The organism is Paraburkholderia sp. BR13439 (genome assembly GCF_040948805.1).
GTDB classification, from domain to species: domain Bacteria; phylum Pseudomonadota; class Gammaproteobacteria; order Burkholderiales; family Burkholderiaceae; genus Paraburkholderia; species Paraburkholderia youngii.
Window position 1 is genome coordinate 88,967 of record NZ_JBFPKN010000006.1, and the last position, 21,929, is coordinate 110,895.

Annotated in this window: 22 protein-coding genes; 14 read left to right on the forward strand and 8 right to left on the reverse strand. The window is 64.1% G+C overall.

The genetic code is table 11. The features are described from left to right. Positions 1 to 3 precede the first annotated feature (3 nt). The 5 genes from AB3X96_RS14005 to AB3X96_RS14025 all read left to right on the forward strand — a co-directional run bounded on the left by AB3X96_RS14005 (position 4) and on the right by AB3X96_RS14025 (position 5,834). Positions 4 to 1,491 (forward strand): sugar ABC transporter ATP-binding protein, encoded by a 1,488-nt coding sequence (locus AB3X96_RS14005; RefSeq protein ID WP_368590221.1) that lies wholly within the window; start codon positions 4 to 6, stop codon positions 1,489 to 1,491. Beyond that, positions 1,472 to 2,485: an ABC transporter permease gene (locus AB3X96_RS14010; protein ID WP_013088671.1), complete on the forward strand. Its 1,014-nt coding sequence runs from the start codon at positions 1,472 to 1,474 to the stop codon at positions 2,483 to 2,485. The genes AB3X96_RS14005 and AB3X96_RS14010 overlap by 20 nt, the downstream gene beginning before the upstream one ends. Positions 2,486 to 2,585: 100 nt before the next feature. Beyond that, entirely contained in the window at positions 2,586 to 3,548 is a 963-nt protein-coding gene (locus AB3X96_RS14015; protein ID WP_176109339.1) for a substrate-binding domain-containing protein, read from the forward strand. A 68-nt stretch (positions 3,549 to 3,616) separates the two neighbouring features. Next, the gene (locus AB3X96_RS14020) at positions 3,617 to 4,666 is read left to right on the forward strand and encodes a sugar phosphate isomerase/epimerase family protein (protein WP_368590222.1); all 1,050 of its coding nucleotides are present in this window, start codon (positions 3,617 to 3,619) and stop codon (positions 4,664 to 4,666) included. Positions 4,667 to 4,682: 16 nt separating this feature from the next. Further along, positions 4,683 to 5,834 carry a Gfo/Idh/MocA family protein gene (locus AB3X96_RS14025; RefSeq protein WP_368590223.1) on the forward strand — a complete coding sequence of 384 codons (1,152 nt, stop codon included), beginning with the start codon at positions 4,683 to 4,685 and terminating at the stop codon, positions 5,832 to 5,834. A gap of 39 nt (positions 5,835 to 5,873) precedes the next feature. Here AB3X96_RS14025 and AB3X96_RS14030 read toward each other — a convergent pair whose 3' ends face one another. Further along, positions 5,874 to 6,134: a hypothetical protein gene (locus AB3X96_RS14030; protein WP_176109336.1), complete on the reverse strand. Its 261-nt coding sequence runs from the start codon at positions 6,132 to 6,134 to the stop codon at positions 5,874 to 5,876. 157 nt (positions 6,135 to 6,291) lie between these two features. Between AB3X96_RS14030 and AB3X96_RS14035 the strand changes: the two genes are divergently transcribed. After that, a complete protein-coding gene (locus AB3X96_RS14035; protein ID WP_368590224.1) occupies positions 6,292 to 7,056 on the forward strand; it encodes a hypothetical protein in 765 nt (254 codons plus the stop codon). Positions 7,057 to 7,068: 12 nt separating this feature from the next. Here AB3X96_RS14035 and AB3X96_RS14040 read toward each other — a convergent pair whose 3' ends face one another. The 4 genes from AB3X96_RS14040 to AB3X96_RS14055 all read right to left on the reverse strand — a co-directional run bounded on the left by AB3X96_RS14040 (position 7,069) and on the right by AB3X96_RS14055 (position 10,560). Further along, the gene (locus AB3X96_RS14040) at positions 7,069 to 7,833 is read right to left on the reverse strand and encodes a ParA family protein (protein ID WP_368590225.1); all 765 of its coding nucleotides are present in this window, start codon (positions 7,831 to 7,833) and stop codon (positions 7,069 to 7,071) included. 97 nt (positions 7,834 to 7,930) lie between these two features. Further along, a complete protein-coding gene (locus AB3X96_RS14045; RefSeq protein ID WP_368590226.1) occupies positions 7,931 to 8,341 on the reverse strand; it encodes a DUF302 domain-containing protein in 411 nt (136 codons plus the stop codon). Positions 8,342 to 8,397: 56 nt separating this feature from the next. Beyond that, entirely contained in the window at positions 8,398 to 9,567 is a 1,170-nt protein-coding gene (locus AB3X96_RS14050) for an ABC transporter substrate-binding protein (protein WP_368590227.1), read from the reverse strand. 51 nt (positions 9,568 to 9,618) lie between these two features. Beyond that, positions 9,619 to 10,560 carry a CysB family HTH-type transcriptional regulator gene (locus tag AB3X96_RS14055; protein ID WP_176109331.1) on the reverse strand — a complete coding sequence of 314 codons (942 nt, stop codon included), beginning with the start codon at positions 10,558 to 10,560 and terminating at the stop codon, positions 9,619 to 9,621. Between the two features lie 228 nt (positions 10,561 to 10,788). Between AB3X96_RS14055 and AB3X96_RS14060 the strand changes: the two genes are divergently transcribed. The 6 genes from AB3X96_RS14060 to cobA all read left to right on the forward strand — a co-directional run bounded on the left by AB3X96_RS14060 (position 10,789) and on the right by cobA (position 17,020). Further along, entirely contained in the window at positions 10,789 to 12,468 is a 1,680-nt protein-coding gene (locus AB3X96_RS14060) for a nitrite/sulfite reductase (RefSeq protein ID WP_368590228.1), read from the forward strand. Positions 12,469 to 12,490: 22 nt separating this feature from the next. Beyond that, positions 12,491 to 13,030 (forward strand): DUF934 domain-containing protein, encoded by a 540-nt coding sequence (locus AB3X96_RS14065; RefSeq protein ID WP_368590229.1) that lies wholly within the window; start codon positions 12,491 to 12,493, stop codon positions 13,028 to 13,030. Beyond that, positions 13,027 to 13,773, forward strand: a complete 747-nt coding sequence (locus tag AB3X96_RS14070) for a phosphoadenylyl-sulfate reductase (RefSeq protein ID WP_368590230.1) — start codon at positions 13,027 to 13,029, stop codon at positions 13,771 to 13,773. The genes AB3X96_RS14065 and AB3X96_RS14070 overlap by 4 nt, the downstream gene beginning before the upstream one ends. Positions 13,774 to 13,872: 99 nt before the next feature. Continuing rightward, a complete protein-coding gene (cysD, locus tag AB3X96_RS14075) occupies positions 13,873 to 14,835 on the forward strand; it encodes a sulfate adenylyltransferase subunit CysD (protein WP_176366993.1) in 963 nt (320 codons plus the stop codon). Between the two features lie 24 nt (positions 14,836 to 14,859). Next, complete coding sequence (locus tag AB3X96_RS14080; protein ID WP_018431719.1) at positions 14,860 to 16,176, forward strand: sulfate adenylyltransferase subunit 1; 1,317 nt, start codon at positions 14,860 to 14,862, stop codon at positions 16,174 to 16,176. Positions 16,177 to 16,264: 88 nt separating this feature from the next. Beyond that, positions 16,265 to 17,020 carry a uroporphyrinogen-III C-methyltransferase gene (cobA, locus tag AB3X96_RS14085; protein WP_184227824.1) on the forward strand — a complete coding sequence of 252 codons (756 nt, stop codon included), beginning with the start codon at positions 16,265 to 16,267 and terminating at the stop codon, positions 17,018 to 17,020. 59 nt (positions 17,021 to 17,079) lie between these two features. Here cobA and AB3X96_RS14090 read toward each other — a convergent pair whose 3' ends face one another. The 3 genes from AB3X96_RS14090 to lptF are packed head-to-tail and all read right to left on the reverse strand — an operon-like array spanning position 17,080 to position 19,757. Further along, on the reverse strand, positions 17,080 to 17,460 hold the full coding sequence (locus AB3X96_RS14090; protein WP_176109326.1) for a sirohydrochlorin chelatase: 381 nt from the start codon (positions 17,458 to 17,460) through the stop codon (positions 17,080 to 17,082). Positions 17,461 to 17,507: 47 nt separating this feature from the next. Then, entirely contained in the window at positions 17,508 to 18,656 is a 1,149-nt protein-coding gene (lptG, locus tag AB3X96_RS14095) for an LPS export ABC transporter permease LptG (protein ID WP_368590231.1), read from the reverse strand. A gap of 3 nt (positions 18,657 to 18,659) precedes the next feature. Beyond that, positions 18,660 to 19,757 (reverse strand): LPS export ABC transporter permease LptF, encoded by a 1,098-nt coding sequence (gene lptF / locus AB3X96_RS14100; RefSeq protein WP_176109324.1) that lies wholly within the window; start codon positions 19,755 to 19,757, stop codon positions 18,660 to 18,662. Positions 19,758 to 19,894: 137 nt separating this feature from the next. Between lptF and AB3X96_RS14105 the strand changes: the two genes are divergently transcribed. Both AB3X96_RS14105 and AB3X96_RS14110 read left to right on the forward strand, forming a co-directional pair. Then, the gene (locus AB3X96_RS14105) at positions 19,895 to 21,406 is read left to right on the forward strand and encodes a leucyl aminopeptidase (protein ID WP_368590232.1); all 1,512 of its coding nucleotides are present in this window, start codon (positions 19,895 to 19,897) and stop codon (positions 21,404 to 21,406) included. Between the two features lie 52 nt (positions 21,407 to 21,458). After that, positions 21,459 to 21,875: a DNA polymerase III subunit chi gene (locus tag AB3X96_RS14110; RefSeq protein ID WP_368590233.1), complete on the forward strand. Its 417-nt coding sequence runs from the start codon at positions 21,459 to 21,461 to the stop codon at positions 21,873 to 21,875. The last annotated feature ends 54 nt before the right edge of the window (positions 21,876 to 21,929 follow it).

Sequence of the window (21,929 nt, forward strand, 5' to 3'; positions counted from 1 at the left end):
ACCATGAGCCTCGCGATCCGCTTCGACGACATCCGCAAGGACTTCGGTCCCGTGCGCGTGCTGCACGGCGTGAGCTTCGAGCTCGCACCTGGCCGCATCTACGGTCTGCTCGGCGAGAACGGCGCGGGAAAATCGACGCTGATGAAAATCCTTGCCGGTTATGAAGCTGCAACCTCGGGCAGCGTGCTGGTCGATGGCCACGCGCAGCGCTTCGCCGGTTCGCGCGACGCCGAGGCGCAGGGCATCGTGCTGATCCACCAGGAGTTCAACCTCGCCGAGCATCTGACGATCGCGCAGAACATGTACCTCGGCCACGAGAAGCGCCGCGGCTGGTTCGTCGACGATGCCGCGATGCGCAGCGACGCCGCGCGCTATCTCGCGCAGGTCGGGCTCGAGCGCGCGCCGGACACCAAAGTGCGCGAGCTGATCGTCGCGGAAAAGCAGATGGTCGAGATCGCGAAGGCGCTGTCGCGCCGCGCGCGTCTGTTGATCATGGACGAGCCGACCGCGACGCTGACGCCCGCCGAAACCGAGCGGCTCTTTGCGCTGATGCTGAAGCTGAAGGCCGATGGCGTGACGATCGTCTACATCTCGCACAAGCTCGATGAAGTGGAGCGCATCACCGACGAGGTGATCGTGATGCGCGACGGCCGCTTCGTCGCGCGTGGTCAAACCTCGGGGCTCGCGCGTCAGCAGATGGCGAACCTGATGGTCGGACGCGACGTATCCGACATGTTCCCCGACAAGCAGACGGTGTCCGCCGACACGCCGGTCGCATTGCGTGTGAACAGCCTCACGGTGCCCGACTGGGTCGAGGATCTCAGCTTCGACGTGCGCGCGGGCGAAGTGCTCGGCTTCGCGGGCCTCGTCGGCGCGGGCCGCACCGAGGCGTTCGAGGCAATCATCGGCTTGCGCAAACGCACCGGCGGCACGATCGAAATCGCCGGCCGGGCAGTCGATCTGAAGAGCCCGCGCGATGCAATGCGCCACGGTCTCACGTATCTGAGCGAGGACCGCAAGGGCAAAGGCCTTCATGTCAACATGAGCCTGCAGGACAACGTCACGCTGATGACGCTCGAACGCTACGCGCATCCGCTGCTCGATCTGAAAGCGGGGCGCGCGGCGTTGCAGAAGGCCGTCGGCGAATTCGGCATACGCACCGGCGACCTGTCGAGCCGCGCGCGCATGCTGTCGGGCGGCAACCAGCAGAAGCTCGCGCTCGCGAAGTTCCTGCAGCCCGACCCGAACGTGATCGTGCTCGACGAACCGACGCGCGGCGTCGACGTCGGCGCGAAACGCGACATCTACTTCCTGATTCATCGTCTCGCCGCGCAGGGCCGCGCGGTGATCGTCATTTCATCCGAACTGATCGAGCTGATCGGCTTGTGCCATCGCGTCGCCGTGATGCGCGCGGGACACCTGCAAGCGACGCTGACGCTCGAGCATCTGACTGAAGAGGAGTTGATCGCTCATGCGACCGGCACCCACTGAAGCCGTGCAATCACGGCGCGCGCTGCGCGTCGCGCAGCGGCTCTACACGCTCGGGCCGCTCGCCGGGCTGATCGTGCTGTGCATCGTCGGCACGCTGCTCAACCGCGACTTCGCGACGCTCGACAACCTGATGAACGTGCTCACGCGCACGTCGTTCATCGGCATCATCGCGGTCGGCATGACCTTCGTGATCATCTCGGGCGGCATCGATTTGTCGGTCGGCTCGATGGCCGCGTTGATCGCCGGCATCATGATCTGGCTGATGAACGGGCTCGCGGCCGGTGCTACCGGTCATGCGTTGCCGCCGTTGCTGATCGTGACGATCGGCATCGTCGCGGCGTTCGTGCTCGGCGCGCTGTTCGGCTGCGCGCATGGGCTGCTGATCACCAAAGGGCGCATCGAGCCGTTCATCGTCACACTCGGCACGCTGGGGATTTTCCGCGCGGTGCTGACATGGCTCGCCGATGGTGGCGCGCTGACGCTCAACGATTCTCTCTCGAATCTGTATGGTCCCGTCTATTACGCGAGCCTGTTCGGTGTACCGGTGCCGATCTGGGTGTTCCTCGTGGTCGCGGCGGGCGGCGCGCTGATCCTCAATCGCACCGCGTTCGGCCGGCACGTGCAGGCGATCGGTTCGAACGAGCAGGTCGCGCGTTACGCGGCGATTCGCGTCGATACGGTCAAGATCGTCACGTACGTGCTGCTCGGAATCTGCGTAGGCGTGGCTACCGTCCTCTACGTGCCGCGCCTCGGCTCCGCCACGCCGACCACCGGCCTGTTGTGGGAGCTCGAAGCGATCGCGTCGGTGGTGGTCGGCGGCACCGCGCTCAAGGGCGGCGAGGGACGCGTGATCGGCACCGTGATCGGCGCGATCCTGCTGTCGGTGATCGCGAACATCCTGAACCTGACCAGCATCATCAGCGTGTATCTGAACGCGGCGGTGCAGGGCGTGGTGATTATTTTCGTCGCGTTCGTGCAGCGCGGGCGGCGGTAGACGTGCGTTTCAAGCAGGTGTAGCAAGGCAGGCGCGGTAAACCAACGGCAGGTCCGAAAAATCGGGGCGAGCGAACGCCTCTTGATTGGAGACACACACCATGAAGCAAGTCATTCGAGCGATCGGCGCCGGCGTGCTGGCGTTAGGGATACTGGGCACGGCGGGCGCGGCGCGCGCCGACGACAAGGTCACGCTGGGCGTCGCGATTCCGACGGCCGATCACGGCTTTACCGGCGGCATCGTCTGGTGGGCGAACAAGGCGAAGGAGGATCTCGAGAAGGCGCATCCCGATCTGAAAGTGATCGTGAAAACGGCGGCCAACGCGCCCGAGCAGGCGAACCAGTTGCAGGATCTGGTGACCGTCAACAAGATCAACGCGCTCGTGATCTTCCCGTACGAATCGGCGACGCTGACGCAACCGGTCGAGCAGGTGAAGCGCAAGGGCGTGTACGTGACGGTGGTCGATCGCGGTCTGACGAACACCAGTGCGCAGGATGCCTACGTGGCCGGCGACAACACCGCGTTCGGCAAGATTCCGGCCGAGTACCTGGCGAAGGCGCTCGACGGCAAGGGCAACATCGTCGCGCTGCGCGGCATTCCGACCACGCTCGACAACGAGCGCTGGACCGCTTTCACCGGCGTGCTGAAGAACTACCCGGACATCAAGATTCTCGACGCGAAGTACGCGAACTGGAATCGCGACGACGCGTTCAAGGTGATGCAGGACTACCTGACGCGCTTCAAGCACATCGACGCCGTGTGGGCCGCCGACGACGACATGGCGGTCGGCGTGCTGAAGGCGATCGATCAGGCCAAGCGCAACGACATCAAGATCGTGTTCGGCGGCGCGGGCTCGAAGGGCATGGTGAAGAACGTGATGGACGGCGCGCCGATGATCAAGGCCGACGTGTCGTACTCGCCGAAATTCATCTACGACGCGATCAAGCTGACGGCCGAAGCTCGGCTGAAGGGCGACAAGCTGCCGCCCACGACGATCATTCCGTCGGTGCTGATCACGAAGGAAAACGCCCAGCAGTTCTATTTCCCCGACTCGCCGTTCTGAGCGGCGCTCCGAGCATCGTCTAACGCGCGCGGGTGCGGCCCGCGCGCAACGTTCGAGGAACCGTAAAGATGAAAACCATCAAAGGGCCGGCGATTTTTCTCGCGCAGTTCATGGGCGACGACGTGCCGTTCGATAACCTCGCGCATCTCGCCGATTGGGCCGCGGGTCTCGGCTTCAAGGGCATCCAGGTGCCGTGCGACCCGCGCCTGATCGATCTCGAGAAAGCGGCCGCGAGCGACGCGTACTGCGACGAACTGCGCGAGACGGTCGACAACGCGGGCGTCGCGATCACCGAACTATCGACGCATCTGCAGGGCCAACTGGTCGCCGTGCATCCGGCATACGACACGCTGTTCGACGGCTTCGCCGCGCCGCACGTGCGCGGCAAGCCGGCGGCGCGCACCGAGTGGGCGATCGCGCAGATGAAGCTCGCGGCGCAGGCGTCGCGTCGATTGGGCCTGAGCACGCATGTGTCGTTTTCGGGGGCGCTCGCGTGGCCGTATATCTACCCTTGGCCGCAGCGGCCGGCCGGTCTCGTCGATACTGCGTTCGACGAACTCGCGCGCCGCTGGACGCCGATTCTCGATGCGTTCGACGCGGCCGGCGTCGACGTCTGCTACGAACTGCATCCGGGCGAAGACCTGCACGACGGCGTGACGTTCGAGCGCTTTCTCGCGGCGGTCAAACAGCACTCGCGCGCGAACATCCTGTACGACCCGAGCCATTTCGTGCTACAGCAGCTCGACTATCTCGCGTTCATCGATATCTATCACGAGCGCATCAAGGCGTTTCATGTGAAGGACGCGGAGTTCCGTCCCACCGGCAAGCAGGGCGTGTACGGCGGGTATAGCGGCTGGGTCGAACGCGCGGGGCGCTTTCGTTCGCTCGGCGATGGGCAGATCGACTTCGGCGCGATCTTCTCGAAGATGGCGCAGTTCGATTTTCCGGGCTGGGCCGTGCTCGAATGGGAATGCGCGTTGAAGCATCCGCACGACGGCGCGCGCGAAGGCGCGGAGTTCATTCGTCGGCACATCATCCGCGTGGCCGAGCGTGCATTCGATGACTTCGCGGGCAGCGGTGTCGATACCGCGCAGTTGAAGAGCGTGCTGGGCATTTGACATGGGAGCGCAAACGATGCAGCGAAGAAGGCTCAGGCTGGGCATGGTCGGCGGCGGGCAGGGCGCGTTCATCGGCGCGGTGCACCGGATCGCCGCGCGGCTCGACGATCGCTTCGAACTGGTGGCGGGCGCTTTGTCGTCCGATCCTGAGCGCGCGCGGGCGAGCGCCGTCGAAGCGGGCATCGCGCGAAGCTACGCGGACTGGCGCGAGATGGCGCGCGCCGAGGCCGCGCGCGACGACGGCATCGACGCGGTCGCGATCGTTACGCCGAATCATCTGCACGCGCCGGTCGCGACGGCATTTCTCGAAGCGGGCATCCACGTGATCTGCGACAAGCCGCTCGCGGTCTCGCTCGCCGAAGGCGAAGCCCTCGCGAAGCTCGCGCAGTCATCAAAGCGGCTGTTTGCGGTGACGCATACCTATTCGGGCTACCCGCTGGTGCGGCATGCGCGCGACCTGGTCGAACGGGGCGAGCTGGGCGAGATACGCGTCGTGCAGGTCGAGTATGCGCAGGACTGGCTCGCCGAGCCGCTCGAAACGGGCGGCGCCAACAAGCAGGCGGGCTGGCGTACCGATCCGGCCTTGGCGGGGCCGGCCGGGTGCCTCGGCGATATCGGCACGCACGCGTATCAGCTGGCCGCTTTCGTGACGGGGATGATGCCGCGCGCGCTGTCGGCCGAGCTGCATACGTTCGTGCCGGGGCGTCGTATCGACGATCACGTGCAGGCGATGCTGCGTTATGCGAACGGCGCGCGCGGCATGTTGTGGGCGAGCCAGGTGGCGAGCGGCGCGGAGAACGCGCTGCGCTTGCGCGTGTATGGCACGAAGGCGGGGCTCGCGTTCGATCAGGAGGAGCCGAACGCGTTGTGGTTCACGCCGCTAGGCGGCGCTGCGGAGCGATTGACACGCGCGCGTGTGAAAAGTGCGGTCGCCGCGCATGCGACGCGCGTGCCGGCCGGGCATCCGGAAGGCTATCTGGAAGCGTTCGCGCAGTTGTACAAAGATGCGGCGTTGCAGATCGATGCACTGAACGAAGGCCGCGCACCGCCGGCGGAAAGCCTGTTGTTGACGACGGTCGATGATGGCGTCGACGGATTGCGGTTTATCGAGGCGGTGCTGAAAAGCAGTGCGGGGGACGGACGGTGGGTGGAGATCGAAGGGGCGTAAAGCATCGCAACGAAGCGCCAGGTCGGCGAAGCTGGAGCGTCAACCGCCCTTGCTTTTCTTGATCTGCGCTTCGAAGGCGATATCGAGCTTGCTGGCCTTGCGCGGTTTCTGCGGGCCGTAGGCGTCGACGAACTTGACGAAGTCGTCGAGCGTCAGCGGGTCGGATACCTTCTGGTCGACTCCGGTCGATTTGTCCACGAGATAGAACAGGCCGCCGGACAGGCTGATCGCGGCGAAGCGCGGGTTGCCGGTGCGCGTTTTCAGGCGCTCGACGGCGTGGATGGCTCGGGTGGTGCGCATGATGGGGACTGCGGCTGCTGATTGACGAGAGCGTTACTTTAACAATTTTGCTGACGGTGTGCGGATGGCGCCAACGGACGAAAAGACGCGATGAACCTCGACCCGCTCAGCCCCGAGCTACCGCGTCTCACGCAGATGTCCGCAATGGAGGCATTGCATGCAAGCATTCGTCGATCATCCTGGCACGCTGTTCGTGGTACTGCTGGTCGCGTTCGTCGGCGCGATCACTTTTGGCGCATTGGCGCTGCGACGCGTTTTCGCAATGAAGAGCGAGGAGCGCGAAGATTTCACGATCGTGGAGACGTCGACATTGACGTTGCTCGCGCTGCTGATCGGCTTCAATCTGTCGATGGCGGTCAATCGCTACGACCAGCGCAAGAACCTGGAGGAAAACGAAGCGAACGCGATCGGAACCGAGTACGCCCGGGCCGATGTGGTCGCGCCGCCCGTCAGCGCGCAGATCAAGGCTGAATTGACGCATTACGCGCAATTGAGACTCGCGCATTTTCAAACACGAGATGCGCAGGAAATCGCTCGCATCGAGGCAGACACAGCGAAGTCTCAGGCCGCACTTTGGCGCCTCGCGGCGCAGGTCGCGAGGGACCAGCCGACGCCGATCGGCGCCGTCGTGATGACCGGCATGAACGACGTCCTCAATTCGCAGGACTATTCCGAGGCGGCGCTGCTGAACCGGATTCCGCTGGGCGCGTGGACGCTGATGATCGTGATCGGACTATTTGCGTGCGTCGTGCAGGGTTATGGAGCGAGAGGCAGCGTTCGACGAGGCATCCTGATCATCGTGCTGCCGGTCACGGTTGCGCTGTCGCTGACGCTGATCGCGGACATCGACAGTCCGCGAGGCGGGATCATTCATATCGAGCCGCAAAACCTCGTGCGGCTGCTGAGGTCGCTAGGCCAATGACGTCGCTCGGGCTTACTCGCTCAATTCGCGATGCAGCGCCCGATACTCCTGCGCGAGCTTATGCCCCGGATCAAGATGAATGACGGGTGTCGCCAACTGATGCGACTCACGGATCTTCACCGACGATGACAAGCGCGACCCCAGCACCGGCAGGCCTTCGCCGATCAGTTCGTCGACGAGCTTCTGCGGCAGGCTCGCGCGCGGCTGGAACTGGTTGATGACGATGCCTTCCACCTGCAGCGCGTCGTTGTGATCCTGCTGGATCTCCTTGACGTTTTCGAGCAGCGTGTAGAGCGCGCGCCGCGAAAAGTCGTCGCAGTCGAACGGAATCAGACAACGCTCGACGGCGATCAGCGCCGAGCGCGTGTAGAAGTTCAGCGCGGGCGGCGTGTCGATGTAAATAGCGTCGTACATGTCGAGTTCGTTCAGCGCGTCGCGCAGCTTGTAGATCTTGTAGCGCGATTCGAGCTTGCCGTGCAGCGTGTCGAGATCGGGATGGGCGGGCATCACGTCCAGATTCTCGAAGCGCGTCGGATGGATGTACGAGGTCGCTTCGACGGGCTTGAAGCTGAAGCCGAGCGCGGTTTCGAAGAAGCCTGCGACAGTGGGGTGGACTTCGCTCGCCTGCGGACCGAGCAGATACTGGGTCGAATTCGCCTGGGCATCGAGGTCGATCACCAGCGTGCGCAGCCCTTCGCTCGCGCTGATGGCCGCCAGGTTGCAGACGATGGTCGATTTGCCCACGCCACCTTTCTGATTGAATACAACGCGCCGCATGATCTCCCCTTGAACGGAAGCGGTTACAAAGGGCCCAGCATACCTGAGTCGCGCGACGGCGAAGATTTCGATGGGTTGTTCGTGACCGTTCGACGCTTTACCGCGCGGCCGCATCCACGAGGGCGGCCACACCGCTTACCGGCTTCATCAAGTCGTCCGGCAGACCATGACGTTCGCGAAGATAGGCCGTCGAGTTGAAGGATAGCCACGCGCGGCCGTCCGCGTCTTCCCACACGAGCACCTTCAGGGGAAGATCGAGCGCGGCGGTCGGCGCGAGTTGCATCAACGGTGTGCCGGCTTTGGGATTGCCGAAGATCAGGAGCTGGCTGAACGGCATCGTCAGTCCCGCGCGCTCAGCGTCGCCGCTGAAATCGATGCACGCGAAAACGGTCAGCCCGCGCTCCAGAATGATGGTTTGCAAACGCTCGGCCGTCGCGCTGCCCGCGTGGGTGCTTGGAACGGTGACGATGCCAGTGCTGGCGTTCTCTGCGATTGAAGCGGTGGCCATCTTGCCTCCCGTAGTTCTACCGAAAGGCGGAGCGTCATCGACGCCCCGCTGCCGGATTACTGGCTCAGATAAACGAACTTACCATTCTTGATGGTGCCCATCACGCTAGCCCGCTGATCGAGACCGACGTGATCCTTCGGGCTCGTATTGACGACCCCGTTCGGCACCACCAGCTCATGCGCGTGCTCGAGTTCGTCGCGCAACGCGACGCGAAACGCCGGCGTGCCCGGCTGCGCGGTCTTCAACGCGCGCGCGACGGCGTCCTGCAGGCGCGGGTACACGCCGGCCGCATCGCCCGCGAACTGCGTGACGCTGCCGGGGCCGTACTTCGCTTCGTACGCGTCGACGAACGCGAGCGCCGCCTTCTTCGACGGATGATCGGCCGGCAGCGTGCGCGCAACGACGACCGGCTGCGTCGGAAACAGCGTGCCTTCCACGTCTTTACCGCCGAGCTTGATGAACTCCGGTGTCGCGATGCCATGCGTCTGATAAATCGGCCCCTTGTAGCCGCGCTCGATCAGCGTGCGCTGCGGCAGCACCGTCGGCGTGCCCGCGCCGGCGATCAGGATCGCGTCGGGCTTCGCGGTCATCAGCTTCAGGATCTGGCCGGTCACGCTCGCGTCGGTGCGGTTGTAGCGCTCGGTCGCGACCAACTGGATATGCCGCAGCGCCGCGAACTTGCTGAACTCGTTGAGCCAGCTTTCACCGTAGCCGTCCGCGAAACCGATGAAGCCGACCGTTTTCACGTTGTGATTCGACATGTAGCGCGTCATCACGTCGGCCATCGCGCTGTCGGTCTGCGCCATCTTATACGCCCAGACCTTCTTGCCTTCCTGCGGTTCGACGACGCTCGCCGAGCCGATCAGCGTGATCATCGGCGTCTGGCTGTCGGCGACCGGATCGAGCGCGGCCATCGCGGCCGGCGTGATGTTCGGGCCGACGACTACATCGACGTGGTCCTCGTTGATCAGCTTGCGAATGTTGCGCACCGCGTTGCCGGGGTCGGACGCGTCGTCGAGGAAGATGTAGTCGGCATTCTGGCCGGCGATCGTCTGCGGCCACATCAGCATCGCGTTCTTGCTGGTGATGCCGATCACGGCGGCCGGCCCGGTGTTCGACAGATCGATGCCGACTTTCAGGTCGGCGTGCGCCGCGCCGGCGATGAGCAGCGCTGCGACCGCGAGGCCGCGCAGGGTGTTGCGCACATTATTGTTATGCAACTTCATCAGAAGTGTCTCCGTAGCGAGAGAGCGGTATGGAAGCGGTATGAAAGCGGTTCAAAGCTCATAGGTTTCGTGTTCGCCCTTCAGCGCCTGCTCGATCAGCTTGCGGTTCAGGCTCGGCGACAGCAGCTCGACCAGCGTGTACACGTAGCTGCGCAGATACGCGCCCTGTTTCAGCGCGACGCGCGTCACGTTGCTGCCGAACAGATGGCCGACCGGCATCGCGCGCAAATGGCGGTCGCGCTCGCCGTTGAACGCGATGTCGGCCATGATGCCGACGCCGAGGCCCAGCTCGACGTAGGTCTTGATCACGTCGGCGTCGATCGCCTCGAGCACGATGTCCGGATGCAGCCCGCGCAGGCGGAACGCCTCGTTGATCTTGGTGCGGCCGGCGAACGCGTTGTCGTACGTAATCAACGGGTACTGGGTCAGGTCGTCGAGCGACAGCAGCTTGCGCTCGAGCAGCGGATGGTCGGGCTGCATCACCGCGACGTGGTGCCACTGGAAGCAGGGCAGCGACACAAGATCCTTGTAGTTCGAGATCGCCTCGGTCGCGATCGCGAGGTCAGCCTGGTCGTGCAGCACCATTTCGGCGACCTGGGTCGGGCTGCCTTGCAAAATCGAAAGGTGGACCTTCGGGAAGCGCTTCTTGAACTCGGCGATCGCCGCCGGCAGCGAGTAGCGCGCCTGCGTGTGGGTCGCGGCGATCGTCAGGTTGCCCTGATCCTGCGCCGCGTAGTCCTTGCCCACCCGCTTCAGGCTTTCCACTTCCTGCAGGATTTTTTCGATCGATTGCAATATGATGCGGCCCGGCTCGGTCAGCGAACGCACGCGCTTGCCGTGGCGGGTGAAGATTTCGACGCCGAGTTCGTCCTCCAGCTCGATGATCGCCTTCGAGACCCCCGGCTGGCTCGTAAACAGCGCCTTGGCCGCTTCGGTGAGGTTGAAGTTCTGCCGCACAGCCTCGCGGACGAAGCGGAATTGGTGCAGGTTCATATATAACCTCGCCGCATATAAAAAGAATTTTTTAGTCGTTTGAAATATAAGGCGAGTTTATTACGATCTGTCCATCTTTTTCAATATGGATATCTGTTTTTGTTATAAGCAAATGAGCGATGGGTCTAAACGCTTGCTTGCGACAGCTGACAAACACGGATATTCGAGCCGCGGCAGAACCGGACTGCTGTGTGTCACGCAAGTTTCGAAAAAAATTGGGGTCCCCGAATGTACCAATACGATCAGTACGACCAGACCATCGTCGATGAACGGGTCGCGCAGTACGCCGATCAGGTTCGCCGCCGCTTGTCGGGCGAATTGAGCGAAGAGGAGTTCCGTCCGCTGCGTCTGCAGAACGGCCTGTACTACCAGCGTCACGCGTACATGCACCGCATCGCGATTCCGTACGGCAATCTGCGCAGCGACCAGATGCGCGTCCTCGCGCAGATCGCGCGTGAACACGACCGCGGCTACGGCCATTTCTCCACGCGCTCGAACATCCAGTACAACTGGATCAAGCTCGAAGAAACGCCGGAAATCCTGCGCAAGCTCGCCGCCGTGCAGATGCACGGCATTCAGACCTCGGGCAACTGCATTCGCAACATCACCGCCGATCAATTCGCCGGCGTCGCGCCCGACGAAGTCGTCGATCCGCGTCCGTGGGCCGAAATCCTACGTCAATGGTCGACGTTCCACCCCGAATTCGCGTGGCTGCCGCGTAAGTTCAAGATCGCCGTGTCGGGTTCGAAGGAAGACCGCGCGGCCGTGCAGATCCACGACATGGGCGTGTATCTGAAGAAGAACGCGCAAGGCGAACTGGTGGTGGACATTCTGGCGGGCGGGGGTCTCGGCCGTACGCCGATCGTCGGCGCGATTATCCGCCGCGATCTGCCGTGGCAGCATCTGCTGACCTACAGCGAGGCCGTGCTGCGTGTGTACAACCGCTACGGCCGCCGCGACAACATGTACAAGGCGCGGATCAAGATTCTGGTGAAGGCGCTGTCGCCGGAGAAGTTCTCCGCGCAGGTCGAGGAAGAGTGGCAGCACCTGAAGGACGGTCCGTCGACGCTGACGCAGGCCGAAGTGGATCGCGTGTCGCAGTACTTCGCGCCGCCCGCTTACGACAAGCTGCCGGACACCGATACGTCGTTCGAAAAGCATCTGCTGGAAAACCGCGCGTTCGCGCGCTGGGTCGAGCGCAACGTGCGTCCGCACAAGGTCGCGGGCTATGCGTCGGTCACGCTGTCGCTGAAGCCGACCACGGTCGCGCCGGGCGACGCGACGGACGCGCAGATGGAAGCGGTCGCCGACTGGGCGGACGAATACTCGTTCGGCCAGATCCGCGTGTCGCACGAGCAGAACCTGATTCTCGCCGACGTGAAGAAGCGCGACCTGTTCGCGCTGTGGGAAAAGGCCAAGGCGCAGGGCTTCGCGACGCCGAACATCGGCTTGTTGACCGACATCATCTCGTGCCCGGGCGGTGACTTCTGCTCGCTCGCGAATGCGAAGTCGATCCCGATCGCGCTCGCGATCCAGGAACGCTTCAACGATCTGGACTACGTGTACGACCTCGGCGACGTGTCGCTGAACATCTCGGGCTGCATCAACGCGTGCGGTCACCATCACGTCGGCAACATCGGCATTCTGGGCGTCGACAAGGACGGCTCCGAGTGGTACCAGGTGACGCTCGGCGGCGAGCAGGGCACGGGCGCGACCGGCGCTCACCTTGGTCGCGTGATCGGCCCGTCGTTCTCGGCCGAGGAAATGCCCGACGTGATGACGAAGGTGATCGATACGTTCGTGGACAACCGCCAGGAAGGCGAGCGTTTCATCGATACGTATACCCGCATCGGCATCACGCCGTTCAAGGAGCGCGTGTACGCCGCGCGTCAACCGGCTCACGCGTAACCGCGAAAAGGATACTGAACAGATGGCTTCTATCATCAAGAACCGCGACATCGTCAACGACGACTGGAGCGTCGTGCGTGCCGCGGAAGACGGCGCTTTGCCGGCGGTGAGCGAATTGCCAGCCGGCAAGGTCATCGTGCCGCTGGTGCTGTGGCAGGCCGAGCGTGAAGCGCTGCTCGCCGCGCGCGGCGCCACCGAAATCGGCGTGTGGCTCGCGCCGGATAGCGAACCGGCGGACCTCGCCGGCGACTTCGACAAACTCGCTGTGATCGCCGTGGACTTCCCGGTGTTCCGCGACGGGCGCGGCTACAGCATCGGCCGTCTGCTGCGCGAGCGCTATGGCTATAAGGGCGAACTGCGCGCGATCGGCGACGTGCTGCGCGACCAGGTCAGGCTGATGTTCCGCTGCGGCTTCGACGCGTTCGCGGTGCGCGCGGACAAGGACATCAACGACGCGCTGAAGGCGTTCGACGACTTCACCGTGCAGTACCAGGGCGCCGTCGATGACCCGTCGCCGCTGTTCCGCCGCCGTGCCGCACAGGCTGACAAGGTGCCGGCATGAACACCGCCCAATCGTTGAGCCCGGAGCTGGCAGCGAAGGTCGAGCGACTCGACGCGCTGCTCGACTCGATCGCCGCGCGTCACGCGAACGTGAAGCTCGCGAGCAGCCTCGCCGCCGAAGACATGCTGCTCACGCACGCAATCCTGTCGCGCGGCGTGAAGATCGGCATCTTCTCGCTGAACACGGGCCGTCTGCATGCGGAAACGCTGGGCATGCTCGACCGCGTGAAAGAGCGCTACGGCTACGACATCGAGCAGTTTCATCCGCAGGCGGCCGCGGTCGAGCAGTACGTGGGCGAACACGGCCTGAACGCGTTCTACGAAAGCGTCGAGCTGCGCAAGCGCTGCTGCGAGATCCGCAAGGTCGAGCCGCTCAATCGCGCGCTCGCCGAGGTCAGCGCCTGGGTGACCGGGCAGCGCCGCGAGCAGTCGGTCACGCGTGCCGAACTGCACGAGGAAGAGCACGACGGCGCGCGCAACATCGCCAAGTTCAACCCGCTCGCGGACTGGACCGAAGCCGAAGTCTGGGATTATCTTAAGGCGTTCGACGTGCCGGTCAATCCGCTGCATGCGCGCGGTTATCCGAGCATCGGCTGCGAGCCGTGTACGCGCGCGATCCGCCCCGGCGAAGACAGCCGGGCGGGGCGCTGGTGGTGGGAGTCGCGCGATACGAAGGAATGCGGCTTGCATATCACGGCGATTACCCCGATTGCGGTCGAGCGCAACGAAAACGCGCCGGCCTGAATGCCGCGCACGAGCTTGCGGTCGACCGCCGCCGAAACCGATCTGAATACTTCCGCCCGCATGCATGCGCTTGCCGGGCGAATCAACGAAGGACCCGCTATGAGCACCACGCTCGATTCCACTGTCAACGCTCCGCTTGCCAACACGGTCAACCGGATGGATCACCTCGATTGGCTCGAAGCCGAGTCGATTCATATCCTGCGCGAACTGGTCGCCGAATGCAGCAAGCCGGCGCTGCTGTTTTCGGGCGGCAAGGATTCCGTCGTGGTGCTCGCGCTTGCACTGAAGGCGTTCGGCCTCGGCGCGAACCGCAAGACGCAGCTGCCGTTCCCGCTCGTGCATATCGACACGGGTCACAACTACGACGAAGTGATCGACTTCCGCGATCGTCGCGCGCAAGAAATCGGCGCGGAACTGGTGGTCGGTCATGTCGAAGATTCGATCAAGCGCGGCACCGTGCGTCTGCGTCGCGAAACGGATTCGCGCAATGCCGCGCAAGCGGTCACGCTGCTCGAAACGATCGAGCAGTACGGCTATACCGCGATGATCGGCGGCGCGCGCCGCGACGAAGAAAAGGCCCGCGCGAAGGAGCGCATCTTCTCGTTCCGCGACGAATTCGGCCAGTGGGACCCGAAGGCACAGCGCCCGGAACTGTGGAGCCTGTACAACGCGCGTCTGCACAACGGCGAACATATGCGCGTGTTCCCGATCTCGAACTGGACCGAGCTCGACGTGTGGCAGTACATCGCGCGTGAGCAGCTCGAACTGCCGTCGATCTACTACGCGCATCAGCGCGAGATCGTGCGCCGCAACGGGCTGCTGGTGCCGGTCACGCCGCTCACGCCGATGCGCGAAGGCGAGACGAGCGAACAGGCACTGGTGCGTTTCCGCACGGTGGGCGACATCAGCTGCACGTGCCCGGTCGAAAGCGACGCGGACGACATCGAGAAGATCATCGCCGAGACCGCCGTTACCGAGATCACGGAACGCGGCGCGACGCGGATGGACGATCAGGTCTCTGAAGCTGCGATGGAACAACGCAAGAAGCAAGGCTATTTCTAAGCACACGACGAGGGCAATGCAATCATGAGCAGTATTCACCAACCAGAAGACCTCGGCGTGCTGCGTTTCATCACCGCGGGCAGCGTCGACGATGGCAAGAGCACGCTGATCGGTCGCCTGCTGTACGACAGCAAGGCGGTATTGAGCGACCAGTTGTCGGCACTGTCGCGCGCGAAGAACAAGCGCACCGTCGGCGACGAAATCGATCTGTCGCTGCTCACCGACGGCCTCGAAGCCGAGCGCGAGCAGGGCATCACGATCGATGTCGCGTATCGCTACTTCGCGACCGCCAAGCGCAAGTTCATCATCGCCGATACGCCGGGCCACGAGCAGTACACGCGCAACATGGTGACGGGCGCGTCGACCGCGCATGCGGCGATCATCCTCGTCGACGCGACGCGCGTGACGTTCGAAAACGGCGTCGCGCAACTGCTGCCGCAAACCAAGCGTCATAGCGCGATCGTCAAGCTGCTCGGTTTGCAGCACGTGATCGTCGCGATCAACAAGATGGACCTCGTCGACTACAGCGAAGCGCGCTTCAACGAGATCCGCGACGCGTATGTCGAACTCGCGCGTCACCTCGGACTGCAGGACGTGCGCTTCGTGCCGGTGTCGGCGCTCAAGGGCGACAACATCGTCACCGCGAGCGAGCGCATGCCGTGGTACGCGGGCCAGCCGCTGCTCGACGTGCTCGAAGCGCTGCCGGTCGAAACCGCGAGCGGTGAGGCGCTGCGCTTCCCGGTGCAGTGGGTCGCGCGGCAGGACGGCAGCCAGGCCGACGATTTCCGCGGCTACATGGGCCGCGTCGAATCGGGCGAAGTGAAGCTGGGCGACACGATCGTCGTGCTGCCGGCCAATCGCGAAGCGACCGTGGCCGAGATCATCGCGCCGGTGGTCGGCGGTACCGCGCAGGTGGACCGCGCGTTCGCCGGTCAGACGGTGACGATCCGTCTCGCCGAAGACGTCGACGTGTCGCGCGGCGACACCTTCGTGCTGCGCGCAGCGGCGCCGGAACCGGCGAAGAAGCTCGAAGCGGACCTGTGCTGGTTCGACGACACGCCGCTGTCGACGCAGCGCAAGTATCTGCTGAAGCAGACCACCAACACGGTATTCGCGAAGATCGGTGCGATCAAGGAAGTGCTCGACGTGCATACGCTGTCGCAGGCGACCGATCGCAAGGAACTGGCGATGAACGACATCGGTCGTGTCGCGCTGACCTTGCAGAAGCCGCTCGTATGCGATGCGTACGACGCGCATCAGGGCACGGGCGCGTTCGTGCTGATCGACGAGGCGACGAACCATACCGTCGCGGCCGGCATGATCCGGGCGTTTTCCGCCTGAGTTCAGCATAGGCCGGTAGGCGACGGCAGGGCGACGCAGGCGGCGCAACGCGCCGCCTGCGTCCGCTCCAACGAACAGGTTGAGGTCAATGGGTAAGGTTTATCTGATCGGCGCGGGACCCGGTGCCGCGGACCTGATTACGGTACGCGGCGCGCGGCTGCTCGGCGCCGCCGACGTGGTGCTGCACGACGCGCTGGTCGAGCCGGCGATGCTCGACTACGCGCCCGCGCGCGCGAAGCGCATTGCGGTCGGCAAGCGCTGCGGCCAGCTTTCGACGGCCCAGCAGTTCATCAACAAGCAGATCGTCGATGCGGCTTTGGAGCACGACGTGGTCGTGCGTCTGAAGGGCGGCGATCCGATGCTGTTCGGCCGCGCCGACGAAGAGATGCGCGCGCTCGAAGCCGCGGGCATCGAGTATGAAGTGGTGCCGGGCATCACCGCCGCACTGGCGAGCGCGGCCACGCTGAAGCGTTCGTTGACGTTGCGCGGCGTGTCGCGCAGCGTCGCGCTCGCAACCTTCAGCCGCGCACCCGGTTCCGACGAGATCCGCGAGCAGGTCAACGCCGATTCGCTGGTGTTCTACATGGGCCGCGACAGCGGCGTCGAGATCGCACAGCAACTCATTGACGCCGGCAAGCCCGCGACGACGCCCGTGGCGATCGTCGAGGCGTGCAGCACGCCGCGCGAACGCATGCTGACGCTGACACTCGAAGATCTGGCGGCGGGCGAAGCTCAGCGCTGGGTCGATGCGTCGCAGCCGAGTCTGTTGATGATCGGTGAGGCGTTCGCGGCGCGGCAGACCGAGGCGAAGCGCTCGCCGAACGGGATGCTGGTCGCGGCCTGAATGTCCCCGGCAGGACCGGCCTGAAAGAGCGGCGAATCTGAACAACTAGAACGAAAAAATCAGAGCTGCCGCAAGCAATACTGCGCGAGCGCATCGAGCACCGAATCATCCTCACCGACCGCCACCGCGCAGCGAATCTCGACACCCGGATGCGCGGCGCGGCATTGCTCGACGAGCGCGGGCAAATCCGTGCGGACATGTCCGCCTTGGCCGAAGAACACCGGCACCACGGTGATCGCAGCGCAGCCTTGCGCGACGAGTTGCGTGACGGCCGCGGGCAGGTCGGGTTCCATCAGTTCCAGAAAGGCGAGCGTAACCGCCTGCGCTTCGCCCGTTGCCGCGCGCGCGGCGCGCAGCTTGTCGGCGAGTCGCTCGAACGGCTCGCGCCAGCGCGCATCGCGCGCGCCGTGGCCAAACAGAATCAGTCCGTGCATAGCCATCGCATCAGCTCCTGACGATGCCCCTCAACGCCCTCTGGCGTTGTGAGTTAGTGCCGGTCGACCCACTTCAACCCGACGAGCCCGAGCACCAGGTAGATGAGCCCCGGCGTCGCCGCAGTCAATGGCGCGGGCCACGTATTGAGCGTGCCGATGTGCGAGAACAGCGTGTTGAACAGCTGGAAGCTCATGCCGAGCATGATGCCGCCGAACACCTTCATGCCGACCACGCCCGCGCGCGTATGCAGATACGCGAACGGCAGCGACAGCACCAGCATCACGAACACCGCGAACGGATACAGTACTTTTTTCCACAGCGCGATTTCATAGCGCTGCGTGTCCTGATGGTTTTCGGTCAGATGCTGGATATAGCGGAACAGATTGAACATCGACATCCGGTCCGGCGACACCAGCAGCACCGACAGAATCTGCGGCGTCAGCTCCGAGCGCAGCGAATACTCGGGCAGCGTGACCTGGTTCGCGCGATACACCGGATTGAGCGCATCGGCCGGCGTACCGGGTGCACGGGCCACGTCGAGCAATTGCGTGTCGGTCACGCCGGTCAGCAGCCAGTGGCCCGGCGGTTGATAACGGCCGCTCTGCGCGATGCGGATGTTCGACAGACGGAACTTCGAATCGAACTCGTAGATGCGCACGTTGCTGATCGTCGCGTCGGGTCTCAGTTCGCCGACGTTGACGAAGCGCGTGACCTGCTCGCCGTCGGCGCGCTCGGTCAGCGTGTCCTTGACCCATACGCCCGACTGGAAGTTGCTCGACACCGACGAGCCGAGCGCCTCGAGCCGCACGCGCTCGGACAGCTGATCCGTGTAGGGGCCGACCACTTCGCCGATCAGATAGGTGACGATCACGAGCGGAATGCCGATCTTCAGCAGCGAGCGCAGCGCCCGGTTGGTGGCGAGACCGGACACGCGGAAGATCGTGTACTCGGAGTTCGCCGCCATCTGCGCGAATACGTAGATCGCGCTGATCAGCGCCGCGACCGGAATGATTTCGTAGAAGCGCGACGGCGTTTGCAGTGCGACGCGCAGCACCGCGTACTGAAACTTGTAGTTGCCGTGGCCGACCGAGTTCAGTTCGTTGATCAGGTCGAAGAAGAAGAACAGACCTGAAAATGCAAACAGGATGAAGACGAACGTGAGATAGATCTGACGCGCGAAATACCTTTCATAAATGCGCATCGGTCAGGCTCCCTGCGAACGGCTGAACATGGCGCGTGTGAACAGCGGCCGGTTGCGCACCCGCATCCAGAAGATGAACGCGACGATGCCGAGCACGATCACGTGCAGGATCACGAGCCCGATGCCGAACGACATCTTGCCCTGTTCGATCCACGCCTGCACGACGTTCAGCAGATTCGAATAGGTGAGGTAGATCAACACGGCCATCACGAGGTTGATCGTGCGGCTGCGCCGCGGGTTCTGGTGCGCGAGCGGAATCGCGAGCAGCATCAGGTTGATCGCGATCAACGGCAGACCCGCGCGCCACGCGAATTCGGCGAGGTTCTCGTTGGTCGGATTGCGCAGCAGCGTCATTGTCGGCAAGCCGGTGGTGGTCGGTGTATTGACGACCGGCTGGCTCTGGATCTTCACGCCGTAGCGCTCGAACTCCATGATGCGGAAATCGGGGTGGCCCGGCTCGCCGTCGTAGCGGCGGCCGTTTTCGAGCACGACGAAGCGGTCGCCATTCTTGTGCGTCTCGATGTGGCCGTTCTTCGACACCACGACGTTGACCTTGCCACCCTCGGTGCTCGTCACGAACACGTTTTCCACGTGCCCCTGGTCGGGCGACATCTTCTCGATGAAGAACACGCGGTGCGTGCTCGGCGATTCGCGGAACTGCCCGGGAGCCAGCAGCGAGACTTCGTCGCGCTGCTGGAAGCGCGCGCGGATCAGCTTGCTCTGCTGGTTCGACCACGGCCAGCCGACGAACACGAAGAACATGATCAGGATGATGATCGGCGTGGCGAAGATACCGATCGGCTTGATGAATTGCGTGAGACTGACGCCCGAAGACAGCCACACGACCATCTCGGAGTCCTTGTACCAGCGCGTGAGCACGAACAGAATCGACACGAACAGCGTGGCGACGAGCATGATGGCCAGATAGCCGATCACGGTGAGGCCGATCAGGACCAGCACGTCGCGCGGATCGATCTCACCCGAGGCCGCGAAGCCGACGATGCGGATCATCATCGTCGTCAGCACGAGCGTGAGGAGAACCATGAACACGGCGCCAGCCGTGTACGCGAGCTCGCGCTGGAGGGAGCGTTCAAAGATCATTATTGATGACGAGAGGGGGCGCTCACGGCGACGCGGGGGTTCGTTCCCGTCACGCCTCCGGTGCAGCCGCCGCGGGAAAAATAGCGGATAATTGCGGCTTTCATCCTAAGCCCAGATTTTATCCGAGGACAAGCGCGATGGACTTTAGCATAAAAGCCTGTGATTGGACCAAAGGCTCGACGAACGGTTTCCTGACCGGGAAATCCGATTGCATCGTGATCGGTGTGTTCGAGTCGCAAACGCTGTCGGGCGCCGCGCTGGAGATCGACGCGGCCACCAAGGGCCTGCTCACGCGCATCATCAAGGCGGGCGATATGGACGGCAAGGCGGGTACCACGCTGTTCCTGCACGAAGTGTCGGGTATCGGCGCGTCGCGCGTGCTGCTCGTCGGCCTCGGCAAACAGGATGCTTTCAGTCAGAAAGCCTACGGCGAGGCGGTCCGCGCTGCCTGGCGCGCGCTGCTCGGCACGAAGATCGTGCAGGTGACGTTCACGCTGGCGCAACTGCCGGTGCTCGAACGCACGGCCGACTGGTGCGTGCGCGCCGCGATCCTCGCGCTGCGCGAGGTGACCTACCGCTTCACGCAGATGAAGAGCAAGGCGGACAGCACGCCGCGCGCATTAAAGCGCGTCGTGATCAGCGTCAACACGGGCGACGAGAAGGCCGCCAAGCTCGCCGCCAAGCAGGGCGCCGCGCTTGCGAACGGCATGGACCTGACGCGCGACCTCGGCAATCTGCCGAGCAACGTCTGCACGCCGACCTATATTGCGAACACCGCGAAGAAGCTCGCGAAAGACTGGAAGCTGAAGGTCGAGGTGCTCGGCGAGAAGCAGTGTGAAGCGCTGAAGATGGGCTCGTTCCTGTCGGTCACCGCGGGCGCGGTCGAGCCGGCGCAGTTCATCGTGCTGCAGTACCAGGGCGCCGCCGCGAAGGCCGCGCCGGTCGTGCTGGTCGGCAAGGGCGTCACGTTCGACACGGGCGGCATTTCGCTGAAGCCGGGCGAGGGCATGGACGAGATGAAGTACGACATGTGCGGCGCGGGCTCGGTGCTGGGCACGCTGCGCGCGGTCGCCGAAATGGGTTTGAAGATCAACGTGGTCGGCATCATTCCGGCCGTCGAGAACATGCCGTCGGGCACGGCGACCAAGCCGGGCGACATCGTCACCAGCATGAAGGGCATCACGATCGAGGTGCTGAACACCGACGCCGAGGGCCGCCTGATTCTGTGCGACGCGCTCACCTACGCGGAGCGCTTCAAGCCGGCCGCGGTGATCGACATCGCGACGCTGACGGGCGCCTGCATCATCGCGCTCGGCCATCACAACAGCGGCCTGTTCTCGAAAGACGATGCGCTCGCGGGCGAACTGCTCGACGCGTCGCGCGAAGCGGCCGACCCGGCCTGGCGCCTGCCGCTCGACGACGAGTACCAGGATCAGCTGAAGTCGAATTTCGCCGACGTCGCGAACATCGGCGGGCGTCCGGCCGGCAGCGTGACGGCCGCTTGCTTCCTGTCGCGCTTCACGGATTCGTACCCGTGGGCGCATCTCGACATCGCCGGCACCGCGTGGAAGAGCGGCGCGGCGAAGGGTGCGACGGGTCGTCCGGTGCCGCTGCTCGCGCAGTTCCTGATCGACCGCGCCGGCCAATGACGCAGTGCGGTAAGCGCGCGCACGGCGCACGGCAAGCGGGGCGGAGCGGCCGATGACGAGAATCGACTTTCACTCGAACGTCGGCGATTCGCTGCTGTACGCGTGCCGCCTCGTGCGCAAGGCGTATCTGGCGGGCCAGCCGCTCGTCGTGCTGGCCGAGCCCCCGCGTCTGCGCGCGTTCGACGAAATGCTGTGGACCTTCTCACCGCTCGACTTCGTGCCGCACTGCATGGCGGGCACGCCGCTTGCCGCCGATACACCCGTCGTGCTGGCCACGAATCTCGACGACGTGCCGCATCATCAGGTGCTGCTGAATCTTGGCGCAACGGTGCCGGCGCAATTCGCGCGCTTCGAAAGATTGCTCGAAGTGGTCGGTAACGCACATGAGGAACTCGCTGCGGGCCGCGAGCGCTATCGCTTCTATCGCGATCGCGGCTATGCTTTGAACAACTACAAGCAGGGCGGCTAGTTCGTTCCGCTCTCGCGTCATGGCCGCGAGGAGCGCGGCATGCGGACCGCCTGC

Excerpts from the sequence above, each read along its gene's own strand:
- AB3X96_RS14035 (WP_368590224.1), top strand. The coding sequence starts at position 6,292 with ATGCAAGCATTCGTCGATCATCCTGGCACGCTGTTCGTGGTACTGCTG.
- AB3X96_RS14060 (WP_368590228.1), top strand. The coding sequence starts at position 10,789 with ATGTACCAATACGATCAGTACGACCAGACCATCGTCGATGAACGGGTC.
- AB3X96_RS14015 (WP_176109339.1), top strand. The coding sequence starts at position 2,586 with ATGAAGCAAGTCATTCGAGCGATCGGCGCCGGCGTGCTGGCGTTAGGG.
- AB3X96_RS14065 (WP_368590229.1), top strand. The coding sequence starts at position 12,491 with ATGGCTTCTATCATCAAGAACCGCGACATCGTCAACGACGACTGGAGC.
- lptG (WP_368590231.1), bottom strand. The coding sequence starts at position 18,656 with ATGCGCATTTATGAAAGGTATTTCGCGCGTCAGATCTATCTCACGTTC.
- lptF (WP_176109324.1), bottom strand. The coding sequence starts at position 19,757 with ATGATCTTTGAACGCTCCCTCCAGCGCGAGCTCGCGTACACGGCTGGC.
- AB3X96_RS14110 (WP_368590233.1), top strand. The coding sequence starts at position 21,459 with ATGACGAGAATCGACTTTCACTCGAACGTCGGCGATTCGCTGCTGTAC.
- AB3X96_RS14070 (WP_368590230.1), top strand. The coding sequence starts at position 13,027 with ATGAACACCGCCCAATCGTTGAGCCCGGAGCTGGCAGCGAAGGTCGAG.
- AB3X96_RS14055 (WP_176109331.1), bottom strand. The coding sequence starts at position 10,560 with ATGAACCTGCACCAATTCCGCTTCGTCCGCGAGGCTGTGCGGCAGAAC.
- AB3X96_RS14040 (WP_368590225.1), bottom strand. The coding sequence starts at position 7,833 with ATGCGGCGCGTTGTATTCAATCAGAAAGGTGGCGTGGGCAAATCGACC.
- AB3X96_RS14090 (WP_176109326.1), bottom strand. The coding sequence starts at position 17,460 with ATGGCTATGCACGGACTGATTCTGTTTGGCCACGGCGCGCGCGATGCG.
- AB3X96_RS14020 (WP_368590222.1), top strand. The coding sequence starts at position 3,617 with ATGAAAACCATCAAAGGGCCGGCGATTTTTCTCGCGCAGTTCATGGGC.
- AB3X96_RS14030 (WP_176109336.1), bottom strand. The coding sequence starts at position 6,134 with ATGCGCACCACCCGAGCCATCCACGCCGTCGAGCGCCTGAAAACGCGC.
- AB3X96_RS14025 (WP_368590223.1), top strand. The coding sequence starts at position 4,683 with ATGCAGCGAAGAAGGCTCAGGCTGGGCATGGTCGGCGGCGGGCAGGGC.
- AB3X96_RS14080 (WP_018431719.1), top strand. The coding sequence starts at position 14,860 with ATGAGCAGTATTCACCAACCAGAAGACCTCGGCGTGCTGCGTTTCATC.
- AB3X96_RS14045 (WP_368590226.1), bottom strand. The coding sequence starts at position 8,341 with ATGGCCACCGCTTCAATCGCAGAGAACGCCAGCACTGGCATCGTCACC.
- AB3X96_RS14010 (WP_013088671.1), top strand. The coding sequence starts at position 1,472 with ATGCGACCGGCACCCACTGAAGCCGTGCAATCACGGCGCGCGCTGCGC.
- AB3X96_RS14005 (WP_368590221.1), top strand. The coding sequence starts at position 4 with ATGAGCCTCGCGATCCGCTTCGACGACATCCGCAAGGACTTCGGTCCC.
- AB3X96_RS14105 (WP_368590232.1), top strand. The coding sequence starts at position 19,895 with ATGGACTTTAGCATAAAAGCCTGTGATTGGACCAAAGGCTCGACGAAC.
- AB3X96_RS14050 (WP_368590227.1), bottom strand. The coding sequence starts at position 9,567 with ATGAAGTTGCATAACAATAATGTGCGCAACACCCTGCGCGGCCTCGCG.
- cobA (WP_184227824.1), top strand. The coding sequence starts at position 16,265 with ATGGGTAAGGTTTATCTGATCGGCGCGGGACCCGGTGCCGCGGACCTG.
- cysD (WP_176366993.1), top strand. The coding sequence starts at position 13,873 with ATGAGCACCACGCTCGATTCCACTGTCAACGCTCCGCTTGCCAACACG.